At 58.9% G+C, this 16,333-nt stretch carries 18 protein-coding genes and 1 other RNA gene; 12 read left to right on the top strand and 7 right to left on the bottom strand.

Features of this window, described 5'->3' with window-relative positions; translation table 11 throughout:
• Positions 1-105: 105 nt before the first annotated feature.
• The gene (locus CS390_RS20185; protein WP_099775731.1) at positions 106-543 is read right to left on the bottom strand and encodes a YhcB family protein; all 438 of its coding nucleotides are present in this window, start codon (positions 541-543) and stop codon (positions 106-108) included.
• Between the two features lie 138 nt (positions 544-681).
• On the opposite strand from CS390_RS20185, the gene CS390_RS20180 reads away from it, so the two are divergent.
• The 3 genes from CS390_RS20180 to zapE all read left to right on the top strand — a co-directional run bounded on the left by CS390_RS20180 (position 682) and on the right by zapE (position 3,868).
• Positions 682-1,317, top strand: coding sequence for an alpha/beta hydrolase (locus tag CS390_RS20180; protein ID WP_099775730.1), 636 nt, complete (start codon positions 682-684; stop codon positions 1,315-1,317).
• A gap of 24 nt (positions 1,318-1,341) precedes the next feature.
• Positions 1,342-2,691: a tryptophan--tRNA ligase gene (locus CS390_RS20175; RefSeq protein WP_065761283.1), complete on the top strand. Its 1,350-nt coding sequence runs from the start codon at positions 1,342-1,344 to the stop codon at positions 2,689-2,691.
• 82 nt (positions 2,692-2,773) lie between these two features.
• Positions 2,774-3,868, top strand: coding sequence for a cell division protein ZapE (gene zapE, locus CS390_RS20170; protein WP_099775729.1), 1,095 nt, complete (start codon positions 2,774-2,776; stop codon positions 3,866-3,868).
• An 85-nt stretch (positions 3,869-3,953) separates the two neighbouring features.
• On the opposite strand, the gene CS390_RS20165 is transcribed toward zapE, so the two are convergent.
• Positions 3,954-4,850, bottom strand: a complete 897-nt coding sequence (locus tag CS390_RS20165) for a GlxA family transcriptional regulator (protein ID WP_176717467.1) — start codon at positions 4,848-4,850, stop codon at positions 3,954-3,956.
• Positions 4,851-5,062: 212 nt separating this feature from the next.
• On the bottom strand, positions 5,063-6,103 hold the full coding sequence (locus CS390_RS20160) for an NADP(H)-dependent aldo-keto reductase (RefSeq protein ID WP_099775728.1): 1,041 nt from the start codon (positions 6,101-6,103) through the stop codon (positions 5,063-5,065).
• A 250-nt stretch (positions 6,104-6,353) separates the two neighbouring features.
• Between CS390_RS20160 and rplM the strand changes: the two genes are divergently transcribed.
• The 7 genes from rplM (at position 6,354) to CS390_RS20125 (ending at position 11,208) form a co-directional block, all read left to right on the top strand.
• Positions 6,354-6,782 (top strand): 50S ribosomal protein L13, encoded by a 429-nt coding sequence (gene rplM / locus CS390_RS20155; protein ID WP_009404632.1) that lies wholly within the window; start codon positions 6,354-6,356, stop codon positions 6,780-6,782.
• 14 nt (positions 6,783-6,796) lie between these two features.
• On the top strand, positions 6,797-7,189 hold the full coding sequence (gene rpsI / locus CS390_RS20150; RefSeq protein ID WP_065761287.1) for a 30S ribosomal protein S9: 393 nt from the start codon (positions 6,797-6,799) through the stop codon (positions 7,187-7,189).
• Positions 7,190-7,452: 263 nt separating this feature from the next.
• Positions 7,453-8,046, top strand: coding sequence for a ubiquinol-cytochrome c reductase iron-sulfur subunit (petA, locus tag CS390_RS20145; RefSeq protein ID WP_065761951.1), 594 nt, complete (start codon positions 7,453-7,455; stop codon positions 8,044-8,046).
• On the top strand, positions 8,046-9,257 hold the full coding sequence (locus tag CS390_RS20140) for a cytochrome bc complex cytochrome b subunit (RefSeq protein ID WP_065761950.1): 1,212 nt from the start codon (positions 8,046-8,048) through the stop codon (positions 9,255-9,257). Before petA ends, CS390_RS20140 begins: the two co-directional genes overlap by 1 nt.
• Positions 9,257-10,039, top strand: coding sequence for a cytochrome c1 (locus CS390_RS20135; RefSeq protein ID WP_065761949.1), 783 nt, complete (start codon positions 9,257-9,259; stop codon positions 10,037-10,039). Before CS390_RS20140 ends, CS390_RS20135 begins: the two co-directional genes overlap by 1 nt.
• Positions 10,040-10,156: 117 nt before the next feature.
• Positions 10,157-10,774 (top strand): glutathione S-transferase N-terminal domain-containing protein, encoded by a 618-nt coding sequence (locus CS390_RS20130; protein WP_065761948.1) that lies wholly within the window; start codon positions 10,157-10,159, stop codon positions 10,772-10,774.
• A 17-nt stretch (positions 10,775-10,791) separates the two neighbouring features.
• A complete protein-coding gene (locus CS390_RS20125; protein WP_065761947.1) occupies positions 10,792-11,208 on the top strand; it encodes a ClpXP protease specificity-enhancing factor in 417 nt (138 codons plus the stop codon).
• 82 nt (positions 11,209-11,290) lie between these two features.
• Here the strand turns inward: CS390_RS20125 and CS390_RS20120 are convergent, their stop codons facing one another.
• The 4 genes from CS390_RS20120 to CS390_RS20105 form a co-directional block, all read right to left on the bottom strand.
• The gene (locus tag CS390_RS20120) at positions 11,291-11,872 is read right to left on the bottom strand and encodes a BON domain-containing protein (protein WP_065758901.1); all 582 of its coding nucleotides are present in this window, start codon (positions 11,870-11,872) and stop codon (positions 11,291-11,293) included.
• Positions 11,869-12,462 carry a phosphoheptose isomerase gene (locus CS390_RS20115; RefSeq protein WP_065758902.1) on the bottom strand — a complete coding sequence of 198 codons (594 nt, stop codon included), beginning with the start codon at positions 12,460-12,462 and terminating at the stop codon, positions 11,869-11,871. The genes CS390_RS20120 and CS390_RS20115 overlap by 4 nt, the downstream gene beginning before the upstream one ends.
• 132 nt (positions 12,463-12,594) lie before the next feature.
• Positions 12,595-12,966: a YraN family protein gene (locus CS390_RS20110; protein WP_065758903.1), complete on the bottom strand. Its 372-nt coding sequence runs from the start codon at positions 12,964-12,966 to the stop codon at positions 12,595-12,597.
• The gene (locus CS390_RS20105; RefSeq protein ID WP_099775727.1) at positions 12,966-14,786 is read right to left on the bottom strand and encodes a penicillin-binding protein activator; all 1,821 of its coding nucleotides are present in this window, start codon (positions 14,784-14,786) and stop codon (positions 12,966-12,968) included. Before CS390_RS20105 ends, CS390_RS20110 begins: the two co-directional genes overlap by 1 nt.
• Positions 14,787-14,973: 187 nt before the next feature.
• Here CS390_RS20105 and rsmI point away from each other — a divergent pair, with 187 nt between their 5' ends.
• Complete coding sequence (gene rsmI / locus CS390_RS20100) at positions 14,974-15,849, top strand: 16S rRNA (cytidine(1402)-2'-O)-methyltransferase (protein ID WP_177442421.1); 876 nt, start codon at positions 14,974-14,976, stop codon at positions 15,847-15,849.
• Positions 15,850-15,916: 67 nt separating this feature from the next.
• Positions 15,917-16,276, top strand: an RNA gene (gene rnpB, locus CS390_RS20095) — RNase P RNA component class A.
• Positions 16,277-16,333: the final 57 nt, after the last annotated feature.

Below are 16,333 nucleotides of genomic sequence, written 5' to 3'. Positions count from 1 at the left end.
GCTGGTGGAGTGCCCCTGAGTTCGCGGCGTTTGTATCGCGGGCAAGCCCGGCTCCTACAGGTTGCTGGGTCTGTGTTGGAGCAGGCTTGCCTGCGATGGCGTCGGTCAGTTGCGCTTGAGCCCGTAATGCTCGTCGAGCATGCCTGGGGCGTTTGGCGTCTTCGGTGCGTAGTCTTTCGGTGCTTCCTGATCGCGAGGAGGCGTCAGACGCTCGCGAGGTGACTGTGGTGTCTCGGCGTGCAGCGAGGCCAGCAGGCGTTGACGGGTGAGTTCGTCCAGGGCCAGGCGGTTGGCGCCTTCGGCCAGGTGGTCCTGAACATCCTGATAGCTTTGCGTGAGCTTTTTAACCAGCGCCGCAGTGCTGTTGAAGTGGGTGACCACTTCGTTCTGATAACTGTCGAAGCGTTCCTGGATGTCGTCCAGTTGCCGCTGGGTGCTGCTCGGCGCGGCATTGGGCAACAGGCGGGCGACCAGGAAACCAACAACGACACCTACTGCCAGGGCCAGGGTCGGCAACAACCAAACTAAGAGCGAGAGTTCCACGAGTCCTTCCTCTATAAACGGCTTTGCTTTACGTTAACGGCTCGGACCTGCGCTGTATACCGCGAACTATCGCAAATATCTCAGACAGAATCATTCAGCTAGACGAGTCGACCCTTTCCGAGGTCACGGAGTTCTTCCTTGCTTATCCGCGAAACCCCCGTATTCATCGATGGCCCGGTTGGCCAGCTCGAAGCCTTGTACCTCGATGTGGCCGACGCCCGTGGCGTGGCCTTGCTCTGCCACCCTAACCCCGTTCAGGGCGGTACCATGCTCAACAAGGTGGTTTCCACCTTGCAGCGTACGGCACGTGATGCGGGCTACATCACTTTACGCTTCAATTATCGCGGCGTCGGTGCCAGCGCTGGCAGCCATGACATGGGCAGCGGTGAAGTCGATGACGCTCAGGCGGTGGCCGCCTGGGTGCGTGAAAAACATCCTGAATTGCCATTGACGCTGTTTGGCTTCTCGTTCGGTGGCTTTGTCGCCGCCAGCCTTGGCGGTCGTCTGGAGGCTACTGGCGTGCCGCTGGCCCGGCTGTTCATGGTGGCCCCGGCGGTCATGCGCCTGAGCGCCAATGACGTGCTGCCGCAGGGCTGCCCGCTGATCGTGATTCAGCCGGATACCGACGAAGTGGTTGCACCGCAGTTGGTCTATGACTGGTCTGCTGCACTGTCGCGCCCCCATGAGCTGCTGAAAGTGGCAGAATGCGGACACTTTTTTCATGGCAAGCTGACCGACCTCAAGGATCTGGTGCTGCCGCGCCTTTCGAACTGATACAAGCCTGATAAGCGATTACCCATGACCACTCGTATCCTTACCGGTATCACCACCACGGGCACGCCCCACCTGGGCAACTACGCCGGTGCCATCCGCCCGGCGATCCTGGCCAGCCGCCAGGACAATGTCGACTCGTTCTACTTTCTGGCCGACTACCACGCCCTGATCAAGTGCGATGACCCGCAGCGTATCCAGCGCTCGCGCCTCGAAATCGCGGCGACCTGGCTGGCCGGTGGTCTGGATCCTGAGCGGGTCACGTTCTACCGTCAGTCCGATATCCCTGAAATTCCAGAGCTGACCTGGCTGCTGACCTGTGTCGCTGCCAAGGGCCTGCTCAACCGCGCCCATGCCTACAAAGCGTCTGTGGACAAGAACCTGGAAAACGGTGAAGACCCGGATGCGGGCATCAGCATGGGCCTGTACAGCTACCCGGTGCTGATGGCTGCCGACATCCTGATGTTCAACGCGCACAAGGTGCCGGTGGGTCGTGACCAGATTCAACACGTGGAAATGGCGCGTGATATCGGTCAGCGTTTCAACCACCTGTTCGGTCAGGGCAAGGAGTTCTTTGTCATGCCCGAAGCCCTGATCGAGGAGAGCGTGGCGACCCTGCCAGGCCTCGACGGGCGCAAGATGTCCAAGAGCTACGACAACACCATTCCGCTTTTCAGCAGTGCCAAGGAGATGAAAGACGCGATCTCGCGCATCGTCACCGACTCGCGTGCACCAGGGGAAGCGAAGGATCCGGACAACGCCCACCTGTTCACCCTGTTCCAGGCATTCGCTACGCCGGACCAGGCGGCAGAGTTCCGCACTGAACTGCTGCAGGGCTTGGGCTGGGGCGAGGCCAAGCAGCGCCTGTTCCAGTTGCTCGATGGCCAGTTGAGCGAGGCGCGTGAGCGCTACCATCAGTTGATCGCGCGACCTGCTGACCTGGAAGATATCCTCCTGGCCGGCGCACAGAAGGCGCGCAAGGTTGCTACGCCGTTTCTTGAACAACTGCGTGAAGCGGTTGGCTTGCGCTCGTTCCGCAACATTGTGCAGGGGCCTGTCGAGGTCAAGAAAAAGGCTGCCAAGGCCGCGCGCTTCGTCAGTTTCCGTGAAGATGACGGCAGCTTCCGTTTCCGTCTGCTGGCCGCTGATGGTGAGCAACTGCTGCTGTCGCGTCACTTTGCCGACGGCAAGACTGCCGGTGCCGTGACCAAGCAACTGCAGCAGGGGCAAGCACTGGATGTACGCAGTGAAGGCCTGGGCTTCAGCCTCTGGCTGGAAGGCGAATGTGTCGCCGATGGCCCGCAGTTCAGCGACGCGGCGGCGCGCGACGCGGCCATTGAGAGCTTGCGCGTGGCCTTGCAGCCACAACAGGACTAAACAGGCTATCGGAAGTCTGATTGCCAATAACCGGGGCCGTCGCTACAGTGACGGCCCGCTTTTGTTGCCTTGCTAACGAATTATGACGCCCCTAGAACGATATCAAGCAGATCTGAAACGTCCCGAATTCTTCCATGACGCGGCGCAGGAAACAGCGGTGCGTCACCTCCAGCGCCTGTACGACGATTTGATCGCGGCGCAGAACAGCAAGCCAGGCGTGTTTGGCAAACTGTTTGGCAAGAAAGAGCAGGTACCTGTCAAAGGCCTGTATTTCTGGGGTGGGGTAGGGCGGGGCAAGACCTACCTGGTCGATACCTTCTTCGAGGCGCTACCGTTCAAGCAGAAGGTGCGTACGCACTTCCACCGCTTCATGAAGCGGGTCCACGAGGAAATGAAAACCCTCAAGGGCGAGAAAAACCCGCTGACGATCATTGCCAAGCGTTTCTCTGAAGAGGCGCGGGTGATCTGCTTCGACGAGTTCTTCGTTTCCGACATTACCGACGCGATGATCCTCGGTACCCTGATGGAAGAACTGTTCAAGAACGGCGTTACGCTGGTGGCAACGTCCAACATCGTCCCCGATGGCCTGTACAAGGACGGTCTGCAGCGTGCGCGTTTCCTCCCGGCCATTGCCCTGATCAAGCAGAACACCGAGATCGTCAACGTCGACAGTGGCGTCGACTACCGTCTGCGTCACCTGGAGCAGGCCGAGCTGTTCCATTACCCACTCGATGAGGCCGCTCACGAGAGCCTGCGCAAGAGTTTCCGCGCCCTGACGCCGGAATGCACCCAGGCTGTTGAGAATGACGTGCTGGTCATCGAGAACCGGGAAATTCGTGCGTTGCGTACCTGTGACGACGTGGCCTGGTTCGACTTCCGCGAGCTGTGTGATGGGCCGCGTAGCCAGAACGATTACATCGAGTTGGGCAAGATCTTCCATGCCGTGCTGCTCAGTGGTGTCGAGCAGATGGGCGTGGCGACCGACGACATCGCTCGCCGCTTCATCAACATGGTCGATGAGTTCTATGACCGGAACGTGAAGCTGATCATCTCTGCCGAGGTCGAACTGAAGGACCTGTATACCGGCGGACGCTTGAGTTTCGAGTTCCAGCGTACCCTGAGCCGCTTGCTTGAGATGCAGTCCCACGAGTTCCTGGCGCGGGCGCATCGTCCTTAAGCCGCGTTATGCCCGTCTGGCAAAGCCTGCCCTCGCGCTGAGCACCCTGTGCTTCGCGAGGCAGGCCTGCCTGTGATGCGGTCGCTCAAGCTTCTTGCATGAACTGCTGGCGGTACTGGTTTGGTGACAGTGCCGTGTGCTGGCGGAACAGTCGTGCGAAGAAGCTCGCATCGTCATACCCCACCTCATAGCTGATCGTCTTGATGCTCTTGCGCGTACCGGACAGCAAGCCCTTGGCTGTTTCGATCCGCAAACGCTGCAGATAGTGCAGGGGCTTGTCACCCGTGGCGCCCTGGAAGCGACGCATGAAATTGCGAATGCTCATGCCGTGGTTGCGGGCCACGTCCTCAAAGCGAAACTTGTCGGCGAAGTGTTCTTCGAGCCATTGCTGGATTTGCAGGATGATCAGGTCCTGATGCAGTTTCTGCCCGCCAAAACCCATGCGTCCAGGCGTGTAGCTGCGCTGTACCTCGTAAAGGATGTCGCGGGACACTGCCTGGGCCACGTTGGCGCCGCAGAAGCGTTCGATCAGGTAGATGTAGAGATCACAGGCTGAGGTGGGGCCGCCTGCGCAGTACAGGTTGTCGGCATCCGTCAGGTGCTTGTCCTGGTTGAGGCTGACCTTGGGGAAGCGTTCGGCGAAGGTATTAAAGAAGCGCCAGTAGGTGGTGGCCTCCTTGCCGTCGAGCAGCCCGGCCTCGGCCAGCCAGAACACCCCGCTGGCTTCACCGCAGAGGACGGCGCCAGCAGCATGTTGCTCACGTAGCCAGGGCAGGATCTGCGGGTAGCGCTGACACAGGGCATCGAAGTCATCCCAGAACGCCGGCAGGATGATGATATCGGCCTGTTCCAGGCCGCCGTCTACCGGTATCAGCACATCGCTAAAGCTGTTCACAGGGTTGCCGTCGGGGCTGACCAGGCGTGTTTCAAACATGGGCTTGAGGCCCAGTCCCAGTTGCTTGCTATAACGCAGGCTGGCCAGATGGAAGAAGTCCTTGGCCTGCATCAGGGTTGAAGCGAACACCTTATCGATGGCCAGAATGCTGACGCGCCGCAGCGACGCGGAGGGTTGGGTAAAGATCATTTCGTTATTCTTATAGGGGAAAGTGGTCAATCACCGGCTGGATCGTCTTATTTTTTGCCGGTGATGTCTACCCTGCGTACCCGCGTTTGCCGCGGGTACGCTACTGCCCTTCAAGGTGCAGGGTTGGGTTGGTCCTGATGGATGGCTTCGATGCTGGCCAGCAGCTCATCACTCAGCTTGAGTTCAAGGCTGCCCAGGTTGCTCTCCAGTTGTTCCAGTGACGTGGCGCCAATGATGTTGCTGGTGACAAAGGGCTGCTGGGTGACGAACGCCAAGGCCATCTGTGCCGGGTCCAGGCCATGCTCGCGGGCCAGCGTCACATAACGGCTGCAGGCCGCTACGGTCTGTGGGTTGGAGTAGCGAGAGAAGCGGCTGAACAGCGTCAGGCGGCCCTTGGCAGGGCGCGCACCGTTCTCGTATTTGCCCGAGAGCATGCCAAAGGCCAGTGGCGAATAGGCCAGCAGGCCGCACTGTTCGCGGATGGCAATTTCCGCCAGGCCGACTTCAAAGCTGCGGTTGAGCAGGTTGTAGGGGTTCTGTATCGATACAGCCCTCGACCAGCCGCGGCTTTCTGCCAGTTGCAGGAACTTCATGGTGCCCCACGGGGTTTCGTTGGACAGGCCGATGTGGCGGATCTTGCCGGCCTTGACCTGCTCGTCGAGGACTTCCAGGGTTTCTTCCAGCGGCGTGAAGTGGTCATGAGGCAGGTGCTGGTAGCCCAGCTTGCCGAAAAAGTTGGTGCTGCGCTCTGGCCAGTGCAGTTGGTAAAGGTCGATCCAGTCGGTCTGCAGGCGCTTGAGGCTGTCGTCGAGTGCGGCAACGATGTGTTGGCGATTGTGTTTCAGCTGGCCGTCGCGAATGTGGCTGATTCCATTGCCTGGGCCGGCCACCTTGCTGGCGAGAACCCAGTCGGCGCGGTCACCGTGCTGCTTGAACCAATTGCCGATGATTTGCTCGGTGGCGGCATAGGTTTCCGGGCGTGGGGGCACGGGGTACATTTCTGCCGTGTCGATGAAGTTGATGCCGGCTGCCTTGGCTCGCTCGATCTGGGCGAAGGCTTCGGCCTGGCTGTTCTGCTCGCCCCAGGTCATGGTGCCCAGGCACAGGGCGCTTACGTTCAGGTCGCTGCGGCCCAGTTGGCGGTAGTCCATTTGCATCTCCCAAGGCAAAAGAAGCATAAAAGCAGGTTGAATTTTTTTTCGCAATCTGGATAATTCAGCCCCTCTCTGTGCTGCGGAAGTGATGCCCCGCGTACCGAAGAACCCTGCCGAATATTGGACGCGCTGACCCGAGCCCCCGATAGCGTCCGTGTGCGGCTGTGTCCTTGACTTGTCAAGGTGCGCACTATCCAGTAAGATCTGCCGTCTTATTTTCGCTGGGCGGCCTCTGAGGCTATAAAGAATGAAAACTTTTACTGCTAAACCGGAAACAGTAAAGCGCGACTGGTTCGTAGTTGACGCCGCTGGTCAGACCCTGGGTCGTCTGGCTACCGAAATCGCTAGCCGTCTGCGTGGCAAGCACAAACCAGAATACACCCCTCACGTTGACACCGGCGACTACATCGTCGTTATCAATGCCGAGCAGGTGCGTGTGACTGGCGCCAAAACTTCGGACAAAATGTACTACTCCCACTCCGGCTTCCCGGGCGGTATCAAGGAAATCAACTTCGAGAAGTTGATCGCCAAGGCCCCAGAGCGCGTGATCGAGACCGCGGTTAAAGGCATGCTGCCTAAGAACCCACTGGGTCGCGACATGTACCGTAAGCTGAAAGTCTATGCGGGCGCTACTCACCCTCATACTGCTCAGCAGCCCCAAGAACTGAAGATTTAACGGAATAGTTCATTATGTCGGCGACTCAAAATTACGGCACTGGCCGTCGCAAGACCGCAACCGCTCGCGTTTTCCTGCGTCCGGGCACTGGCAACATCTCCATCAACAACCGTTCTCTCGAGACGTTCTTCGGTCGTGAAACCGCGCGCATGGTCGTTCGCCAGCCGCTGGAACTGACTGAAACCACCGAGAAGTTCGACATCTACGTCACCGTTATCGGTGGTGGTGTCAGCGGTCAAGCCGGTGCTATCCGTCACGGTATCACTCGCGCTCTGATGGACTACGACGAAACCCTGCGTAGCGCTCTGCGTCGCGCTGGCTACGTCACCCGCGATGCTCGTGAAGTCGAGCGTAAGAAAGTGGGTCTGCGTAAAGCACGTAAGCGTCCGCAATACTCGAAGCGTTAATTCGCTACAGTATTCAAAAAAAGCCCAGTTCCAGGTGGAACTGGGCTTTTTTTATGTCTTGAATACATGAGTCGGACTTTGGTGTGACAACTTGCCGCATAGATGCAAGTCAAGCACTGCAAGGGGTCCAAGGTTTTGGCCGGGCTAATCACCTTGTCAGAGCAGGGTCTTTTAATTACCATTCGGCAAATTTTTACGCAGTTCAGAAATTATTTAGTAGATGCCTGTTGCAACAGGCCACAAAGCTGATGGGAGAGGACTGAATGAGCAATGACGGCGTCAATGCAGGCCGGCGTCGCTTCCTAGTAGCAGCCACGTCTGTGGTAGGTGCTGCTGGAGCGGTGGGGGCTGCGGTCCCGTTCGTGGGGTCATGGTTCCCCAGTGCCAAGGCGAAAGCCGCAGGTGCACCGGTGAAAGTCAATATCGCCAAGATCGAGCCAGGTCAGCAGCTAATCGCTGAGTGGCGCGGCCAGCCCGTGTTCGTCGTTCGCCGTACAGAAGAAATTCTGGGCAACCTGAAAAAGATTGCCGGCGACCTCTCTGACCCTGAATCCAAGGCATCGGTTCAGCCGGCTTACGTCGATCCGTCGAATCGTTCGATCAAGCCTGAAATTCTTGTGCTGGTTGGCCTTTGCACGCATTTGGGTTGCTCCCCGACGTTCCGCCCAGAAGTGGCGCCGGTCGATCTGGGGCCGAAGTGGGTGGGTGGCTATTTCTGCCCTTGCCACGGCTCCCACTACGATTTGGCGGGTCGGGTCTACAAGTCTCAGCCAGCGCCGCTCAATCTGCCGGTGCCGCCGTACTCTTATGAGTCGGACGACATCATTGTCGTCGGTGTCGATCAGGAGAAAGCGTGATGAGTAAGTTCATGGATTGGGTTGATGCGCGCTTCCCCGCGACCAAGATGTGGGAAGACCATCTCAGCAAGTACTACGCACCGAAGAATTTCAACTTCTTCTATTTCTTTGGCTCCCTGGCGCTGCTGGTGCTGGTTAACCAGATCGTCACGGGCGTCTGGCTGACCATGAGCTTCACGCCGTCGGCGGAAGAGGCCTTCGCCTCCGTCGAATACATCATGCGTGACGTTGAATACGGCTGGGTGCTGCGTTACCTGCACTCTACCGGTGCATCGGCGTTTTTCGTCGTTGTCTATCTGCACATGTTCCGCGGTTTGCTCTACGGCTCTTACCAGAAGCCGCGTGAGCTGGTGTGGATCTTCGGTATGCTGATCTACCTGGCGCTGATGGCCGAGGCCTTCATGGGTTACCTGCTGCCGTGGGGCCAGATGTCCTACTGGGGTGCCCAGGTGATCATCTCGCTGTTCGGTGCGATCCCGGTCATCGGTGATGACCTCACCCAATGGATTCGTGGTGACTACCTGATCTCCGGTATTACCCTGAACCGCTTCTTCGCCTTGCACGTGATTGCCCTGCCAATCGTGATTCTGGGTCTGGTAGTGCTGCACATTCTGGCGCTGCACGAAGTAGGTTCGAACAACCCGGATGGTGTCGACATCAAGAAGCTGAAAGATGAGAACGGTGTTCCGCTCGACGGCATTCCTTTCCATCCGTACTACACCGTCAAGGATATCGTCGGTGTCGTGGTCTTCCTGTTCGTCTTCTGTCTGATCGTGTTCTTCTTCCCGGAAATGGGCGGTTACTTCCTCGAGAAGCCGAACTTCGAGCAGGCGAACGCCTTCAAGACACCTGCGCACATTGCGCCTGTATGGTACTTCACGCCGTTCTACGCGATTCTGCGTGCCGTCCCTGACAAGCTGCTTGGTGTCGTAGCCATGGGTGCCGCCATTGCCGTGCTGTTCGTGCTGCCTTGGCTTGACCGTAGCCCGGTCAAATCGATGCGCTACAAAGGCTGGCTGAGCAAGATCTGGCTGGTGGTGTTCTGCATTTCGTTCGTGATCCTGGGCGTGCTGGGTGTTCTGGCGCCGACTCCGGGTCGTACCTTACTGTCGCAGGTATGTACCTTCCTGTACTTCGCCTACTTCATTCTGATGCCGTTCTATACCAGGCTCGAGAAGACCAAACCGGTTCCGGAAAGGGTGACTGGCTGATGAAAAAGCTATTTGCAGTATTGATTCTGGCAGTGATGCCTTCGTTGACCTTTGCTGCCGGTGGTGAAACCGTCGAGCTGCAGAAGGTTGATATCGATCTGACTGACAAGGCCGCTCTGCAGGACGGTGCGCGCACCTTTGCAAACTATTGCATGGGTTGCCACGGCGCCAAGTTCCAGCGTTACGAGCGCGTTGCCGATGACCTCGGTATCCCGCATGAGCTGATGCTCGAGAAGCTGGTGTTCACCGGTGCCAAGATCGGCGATCACATGAAAGTCGGCATGCAGCCCAACGATGCCAAGGCCTGGTTTGGCGCCGCGCCGCCTGACCTGACCCTGGTTGCCCGGGTGCGTGGTACTGACTGGCTCTACAGCTACCTGCATGGCTTCTATGAGGACAAGGCGCGTCCTTGGGGTGTGAACAACACCGTGTTCCCTAACGTGGGCATGCCTAACGTGCTGGTAGGGTTGCAGGGTCGGCAGGTCATCGGTTGCAAGCAGGTCCAGATCGTCACTGACGGCAAGAAGCAATTCGACCCGCTGACCGGTACGCCGTTGACCCATGAGGCGTGTGACCAGCTGACCATCGTGCCGAAATCCGGTACCCTGAACGAAGAGCAGTTCGACGAGAAGGTCAAGAACCTGGTGACCTTCCTGGCGTACTCGGCCAACCCGGTCAAACTGGAAAGCCAGCGCATCGGTACTTACGTGCTGCTGTACCTGGCCTTCTTCTTCGTATTCGCTTACCTGCTCAAGCGCGAATACTGGAAGGACGTGCACTGATCACGCAGTAGTTTCTGGTAGTTGAACGCGCCCTGGGGCGCCTCTGCAACGCAGGGGTGTCCGCAGGGCGCGTTTGCATTTGTACCATTCATAATTACATTCGCGAGGAGGATCACCATGGGCGTGACCAACCGGTTAGCCTGCTACTCCGACCCCGCTGACCACTATTCTCATCGGGTACGCCTTGTTCTCGCCGAGAAGGGGGTCAGTGTCCAGATCATTGATGTGCCTGCTGGTCAGCAGCCGGCAAAGCTGATTGAAGTGAACCCTTACGGCAGTCTGCCGACACTGGTTGATCGCGATCTGGCGTTGTTTGAGTCGACCGTGGTGATGGAGTACCTCGACGAGCGTTATCCGCACCCGCCCTTGCTGCCGGTGTATCCGGTAGCCCGAGCCAACAGCCGGTTGCTGATACACCGCATCCAGCGCGACTGGTGTGGGTTGGTTGATCTGATTCTTGATCCGCGCAGCAAGGACAGCGCGCGCGCTCAGGCGCGCAAAGAGCTGCGAGAGAGCCTTACCGGCGTTTCTCCGCTGTTTGCTGAAAAACCTTGTTTCTTGAGCGAGGAGCAAAGTCTGGTCGACTGTTGTCTACTGCCCATACTCTGGCGTTTGCCGGTGTTGGGTATTGAATTGCCGCGGCCGGCAAAACCGTTGCTGGACTACATGGAGCGCCAGTTCGCTCGTGAAGCTTTCCAGGCGAGCCTGTCCGCTGCTGAACGTGAAATGCGTTAGGTTTTAAGGAGCCGTTTATGAACTCCAGTCGCCCTTATTTGGTGCGTGCGTTGTATGAGTGGATCGTGGACAACGATTGCACGCCGCATATGCTGGTCAATGCCGAGTACCCGGCGGTACAGGTGCCGCAAGGCTTTGCCAGTGATGGTCAGATCGTCTTGAACATTTCGCCCAGTGCCGTGCGTCATTTGCACATGGATAACGAGGCCGTGAGCTTCGAGGGTCGCTTTGGTGGCGTTGCGCATACCCTCTACGTGCCCACAGGTGCGATTCTGGGCATTTACGCTCGAGAGAATGGTCAGGGTATGGTGTTCGAGCTTGAGCCGCCTCTGGTGGACGACGACGAGCTTGAGGGGGAGGATGAATCGGGCGATGACACCGACAATCCACCGCCGCGCCCAAGTGGCCGGCCTAGCTTGAAAGTGGTCAAGTAACAAAAAAGGCGATCCAGGTGGATCGCCTTTTTTGTGCGCGATGCCCGGAGTCCGGGCAGTCGATGGTGCGTCAGGCTGTGGATCAGTCGATGTACTCGAACAGCTTGACGATCTTCTGTACCCCGGACACACCCTGAACCAGGCTGGTTGCGCGTGCGGCTTCTTGCTGGGTCATGAGGCCGAGGAGGTAGACGATACCGTTCTCGGTGATCACCTTGATACGCGAACCGGGTATGTTGGCATCGGCCAGCATCTGGGTTTTGATCTTGGTGGTCAGCCAGGTGTCATTGTTGCGGGCGAGCAGCGAAGAGGGCTGGATGACCTGCAGTTCGTTATGCACCTTCTTGACGCGTTGAACCTGGCTTGCGGCCTGTTCGGCGAGGCTCTTGAGGTCGGCGCGCGGGGTCTGGCCCGCGAGCAGCACGATACCGTTGTAGCTGCTTACGACAATGTGCGAATTCTTGTCCAGGTCGGGACTGGCCTTGGCGACGTTCACCGCCACCTTGGTTTCGATTAGTGAGTCGTCAATCTTGCTGCCGAGTGTGCGCGTGCCGCGATCATCCTCGATCGGGGCTTCGCGGCTTGCGCTAATTACCGAGCTGCAACCGGCATTCAGGCCGAGGCACAAGGTCAGGGCCATCAGGCCCAGGCGTTTTGCGGTCATTCTTCACTCCCAAACAATTGGCTGTCGATCAGATCGCAGAGACAGTGGATCGCCAGCAGGTGGACTTCCTGGATGCGTGCGGTGACGTCTGCCGGGACACGAATCTCGACGTCCTCTGGCAGCAACAACGAAGCCATGCCGCCCCCGTCGCGCCCAGTCAGAGCTACGACAATCATTTCGCGATCATGTGCGGCCTGGATCGCTTGAATAATGTTTGCCGAGTTGCCGCTGGTCGAAATTGCCAGCAGCACATCGCCGGGTTGGCCAAGGGCACGGATCTGCTTGGAGAACACCTCGTTGTAGCTGTAATCGTTTGCGATCGAGGTGATGGTCGAGCTGTCGGTCGTCAGGGCGATCGCTGGCAGGCTTGGGCGTTCACGTTCGAAGCGGTTCAGCAGTTCCGAGGAAAAGTGCTGGGCGTCGCCGGCCGACCCACCGTTGCCGCATGCGAGCATCTTGCCCTCATTGAGCAGGGCATTGACCATCACCTGGCTGGCTTGCTCGATGTGAGGTGCAAGGACGTCCATCGCCTGTTGCTTGGTGTTGATGCTGGCCTGGAAAAGCTGGCGAATTCGGGATTGCATGTCCATCAGTGTGACCTTAAGTGGGGCGGCTGGCCGGGCGCGTCGGGAAGCCGGATACCCCGGCACATGACTGTGCAGCCCGTGAAGCAAAGAGCAAATTGAGTTCGGTGGGTAAACGATGCATTGCCAGGCGCTGGCTTAGCATTCGAAGGCATTTTTCAGCCATTCGAGTGCTTGCCCTGCATGGCCGCGACCTTGCAGGGCAATGACATCGAATCGGCAAGGGTGCCTGGCCCATCGTGCTTCCTGTTGCAGAAAATGTTCGGCGGCCAGCGCCAGTTTTTCCTGCTTGCGGGCATCGATACTGCCGAGTGCGCCGCCGAAGCTTGCGTGCAGCCGGTAACGAACTTCGACGAATACTACTGTATCGCTGTCGAGCATGACCAGATCAAGCTCGCCGCGTTTGCATCGCCAGTTCTGCGCCAGCAGGTGCAGACCTTGTCCCTGAAGGTACTGCAAGGCCTGCTGTTCGGCGGCTTGGCCGGCCTTCTGGCGCGAACTGTCGGGCATTAGCGTGGTGTATCGGGCAAGCGTTTGACCTGGCCGGCGGAGAACTCCGCCCAGGGCAGTTGGCGTTCGATGCGCTGGCTCTGGCCCATGCTCAGGCTGCCGGAGAAGCCTTCGATACGGGTGTCTGGCAGCGCCTTGAGCTGGCTCAGGCGCGGCGCGAGGCTGTACGCATCAATACCCATGGCATAAAGACGACCCAGGCTGCCGCCGGCTTGTGGCCATTGGCGAACGACCTGTTGACGCAGCGAATTGCCGGTATCGAGCAGCCATGGGGTTTCGCAGAAGCGAATGCCGTTCATGTCGTTGTACTGGTTGACGTCGCCTGAGGCGCTGTACAGGTGCGAGGTTGCGTACACGGGTACGTCGCCGGCGTACTGGAAGTTCAGGGTCGGCTTGATTTGCTGGGCCTGCTGCGGGGTGGCAGCGAGGAAGATGAAGTCGATGTCCTGGCGGCGTGACGGTTGTGCCGAAACGTTACCGCCTACCGTGCTCTGCAGGCTCTTCGCACGGCCTTCGCTTTGGCGCAGTTGGAACAGCTCAGCGATTTGCTGGGCGAGGGCCACAGGCTGGTCGATATGCTCGGCTGCGATCAGGGTGCCGCCTTTGGCTTCCCAGTCCTGACGGAAGGCCTTGAGTACGCGGTCGCCCCATTCGCCACGTGGCACCAGGGCTGCAGCGCGGCGCATGCCATCGGCATGGGCGCGGCGGGACACTTCACGTGCTTCGTCTTCGGCGGCCAGGCCGAACTGGAACAGTTGTGGTGGGTTGCCTTGGCCGACGTCGCTGTAGTTCAGGGCGAGGGTTGTGATAGGCAGTTGGGTGCGGGTGCTCAGTTGTTTGACCAGTGGCTTTTCCAGCGGGCCGATCACCAGTTGTACGCCGGCAGCCTGTGCCTGGCGATAGAAATCATCCAGGGATGTCAGGCGCGAGCTGTCGAACACCTGGATTGCAGGTGGTTGCTGGCCGGCTTGCTGGGCTTGCAGGTGTGCAGCCATGAAGCCGTCACGCAGGGCGCGGGCTACCGATGCCAGCTGACCTTCCTGCGGCAGCAGCAGGGCAATTTTGGTCAATGGCTGACTGGCCAGTTGCTTGAGTTTTACCAATGGCAGCGGCAGTTGCAGGGCAGCAGGGTGTTCGCTGTGTTGGCCGCGCCAGGTTTCGATGGCGACCTGTTGCTGTTCCAGCGTGCCTGCGTTTTTCACGGCCAGCGCCAGGCTGGCCCAGCCGGCCAAGGGGTCGCTACCCATGCTGACGCTCTGCAGTTGCTCGCTCGGCAGGGCGGAAACCAGGCCCCAGATGGCTTCGTGGTTGGCGTTGGCTGCGTTGCCCGCGAGCAATGGTGCCAACTGAACACGCTCCTGGGCAGCCGCCAGGGTTTGGCCGTCGGCCTCAAGGGCAGCGGCGCGCACGCTGTAGGTACGAGCCTGTTGCTCCTTCGGCAGTTCGCTCAGGCGGGCCAGGCTAGGGTGGCTCAAGGCGCTTAGTGCAGCTTTGGGCTGATTACGGCCCATCGCCAATTCGGCGCTCAAGGTGCTGGCAAAGACCTGTTGTGCAGGCTTGAGTGATTCCAGCGGCACCTGCTCAAGAATCTGCGAGGCACGTGCGTTGTCTTTTTGCGTGTGAGCCAAGTCTGCCGCGCTCAGGCGCAACAGTGCGGCTTTTTCCGGTGTCTTGCTGGTGGCGGCCTGGTCGAGCAGTTGCTCGATGCTGGCATCTGGAGTGCGTGGCAACTCGCCCAGGCTTGATGAGGGCGAACTGGCGCAGGCTGCCAGCAGGGCAGCGAGACAGAGGGCTGAGAGCAGCCGCAGGCTAGCGATCATGTAAATGTCCTGTTACTCGATCAAATTAACCTGCAATTGTACCCAAGCGCTTGCTTGGGTGCGATCTCGCTGGCGCTAAACCTTCACTATAGGTCGCTCGGCTTCGTGCCAGGCAGGTCTTGGTTACGCATTGTTGCTGGCGATCGGGCTACAATGGCGCCTTTGATCTCGATGATGGGTGTGTGCTGTGACCGATGTTTCAGGTGCTTCCAATTCCACTGCCGGTACGTTGTACGTAGTGGCCACGCCGATTGGCAATCTGGATGACATCAGTGCGCGCGCCCTGAAGATTCTGAGCAGTGTGGCGCTGATCGCGGCCGAGGACACGCGGCACTCGGTGCGGTTGCTGCAGCACTTCGGGATCAACACACCCTTGGCGGCGTGTCATGAGCACAATGAGCGTGACGAGGGTAATCGCTTCATTACCCGTTTGCAGGCCGGCGACAGTGTTGCGCTGATTTCCGATGCGGGTACGCCGTTGATTTCCGACCCGGGCTATCACCTGGTCCGGCAGGCGCGCGCAGCGGGTATTGCGGTGGTGCCTGTCCCTGGCGCGTGTGCCTTGATTGCGGCGCTGTCCGCCGCGGGCTTGCCGTCCGATCGTTTCATTTTCGAAGGGTTTCTGCCGGCCAAGGCTGTCGGGCGCAAGGCGCGCCTGGGCCAGCTCAAGGAGGAGCCGCGTACATTGATCTTCTACGAAGCGCCGCATCGAATCCTCGAGTGTCTGCAGGATATGGAGTCGGTGTTTGGTGCTGAGCGCCCGGCACTTCTGGCGCGTGAGTTGACCAAAACGTTCGAGACGCTCAAGGGGTTGCCGCTGGCTGAGTTGCGCGCCTTCGTTGAGTCCGACAGTAATCAGCAGCGCGGAGAGTGCGTGGTGCTGGTTGCCGGTTGGGTGGCACCGGAGGATGAGCAAGCCGTCAGTGCCGAGGCGATGCGTGTGCTCGATCTGCTGCTTGCAGAAATGCCGCTCAAGCGTGCAGCTGCATTGGCTGCGGAAATTACCGGTGTACGCAAGAATGTTTTGTATCAAGTTGCCTTGGAAAAACAGAAAGGCGAGTGATATCACCTGGCCATTCTTTCTATTTAAGCTTGTTCTTGAGCCTTTCAACCGTTAACCTTCGCGGCGGAGAGTCGATTGGACAGTCGCTGCCTTCTTTTGTTCTGCAAAAGAGGGGGGAGGAAAGTCCGGGCTCCATAGGGCAGAGTGCCAGGTAATGCCTGGGGGGCGCGAGCCTACGGAAAGTGCCACAGAAAATAACCGCCTAAGTACTTCGGTACCGGTAAGGGTGAAAAGGTGCGGTAAGAGCGCACCGCACGTCTGGTAACAGTTCGTGGCTAGGTAAACCCCACTCGGAGCAAGACCAAATAGGGTTCCATATGGCGCGGCCCGCGTTGGAACCGGGTAGGTTGCTAAAGGCGTCCAGTGATGGCCGTCGTAGAGGAATGACTGTCCTCGACAGAACCCGGCTTACAGATCGACTCTCCACCTTTTTCCCTCCCCTGCTTGAATCGATAGCAGATTCGCTTTGGTAATACCGAAAAAA

Source organism: Pseudomonas sp. HLS-6 (assembly GCF_002753995.1).
GTDB lineage: Bacteria > Pseudomonadota > Gammaproteobacteria > Pseudomonadales > Pseudomonadaceae > Aquipseudomonas > Aquipseudomonas defluvii.
The sequence above is the reverse complement of the archived record's forward strand: the minus strand, read 5'-3'. Positions and strand labels throughout refer to the sequence as shown.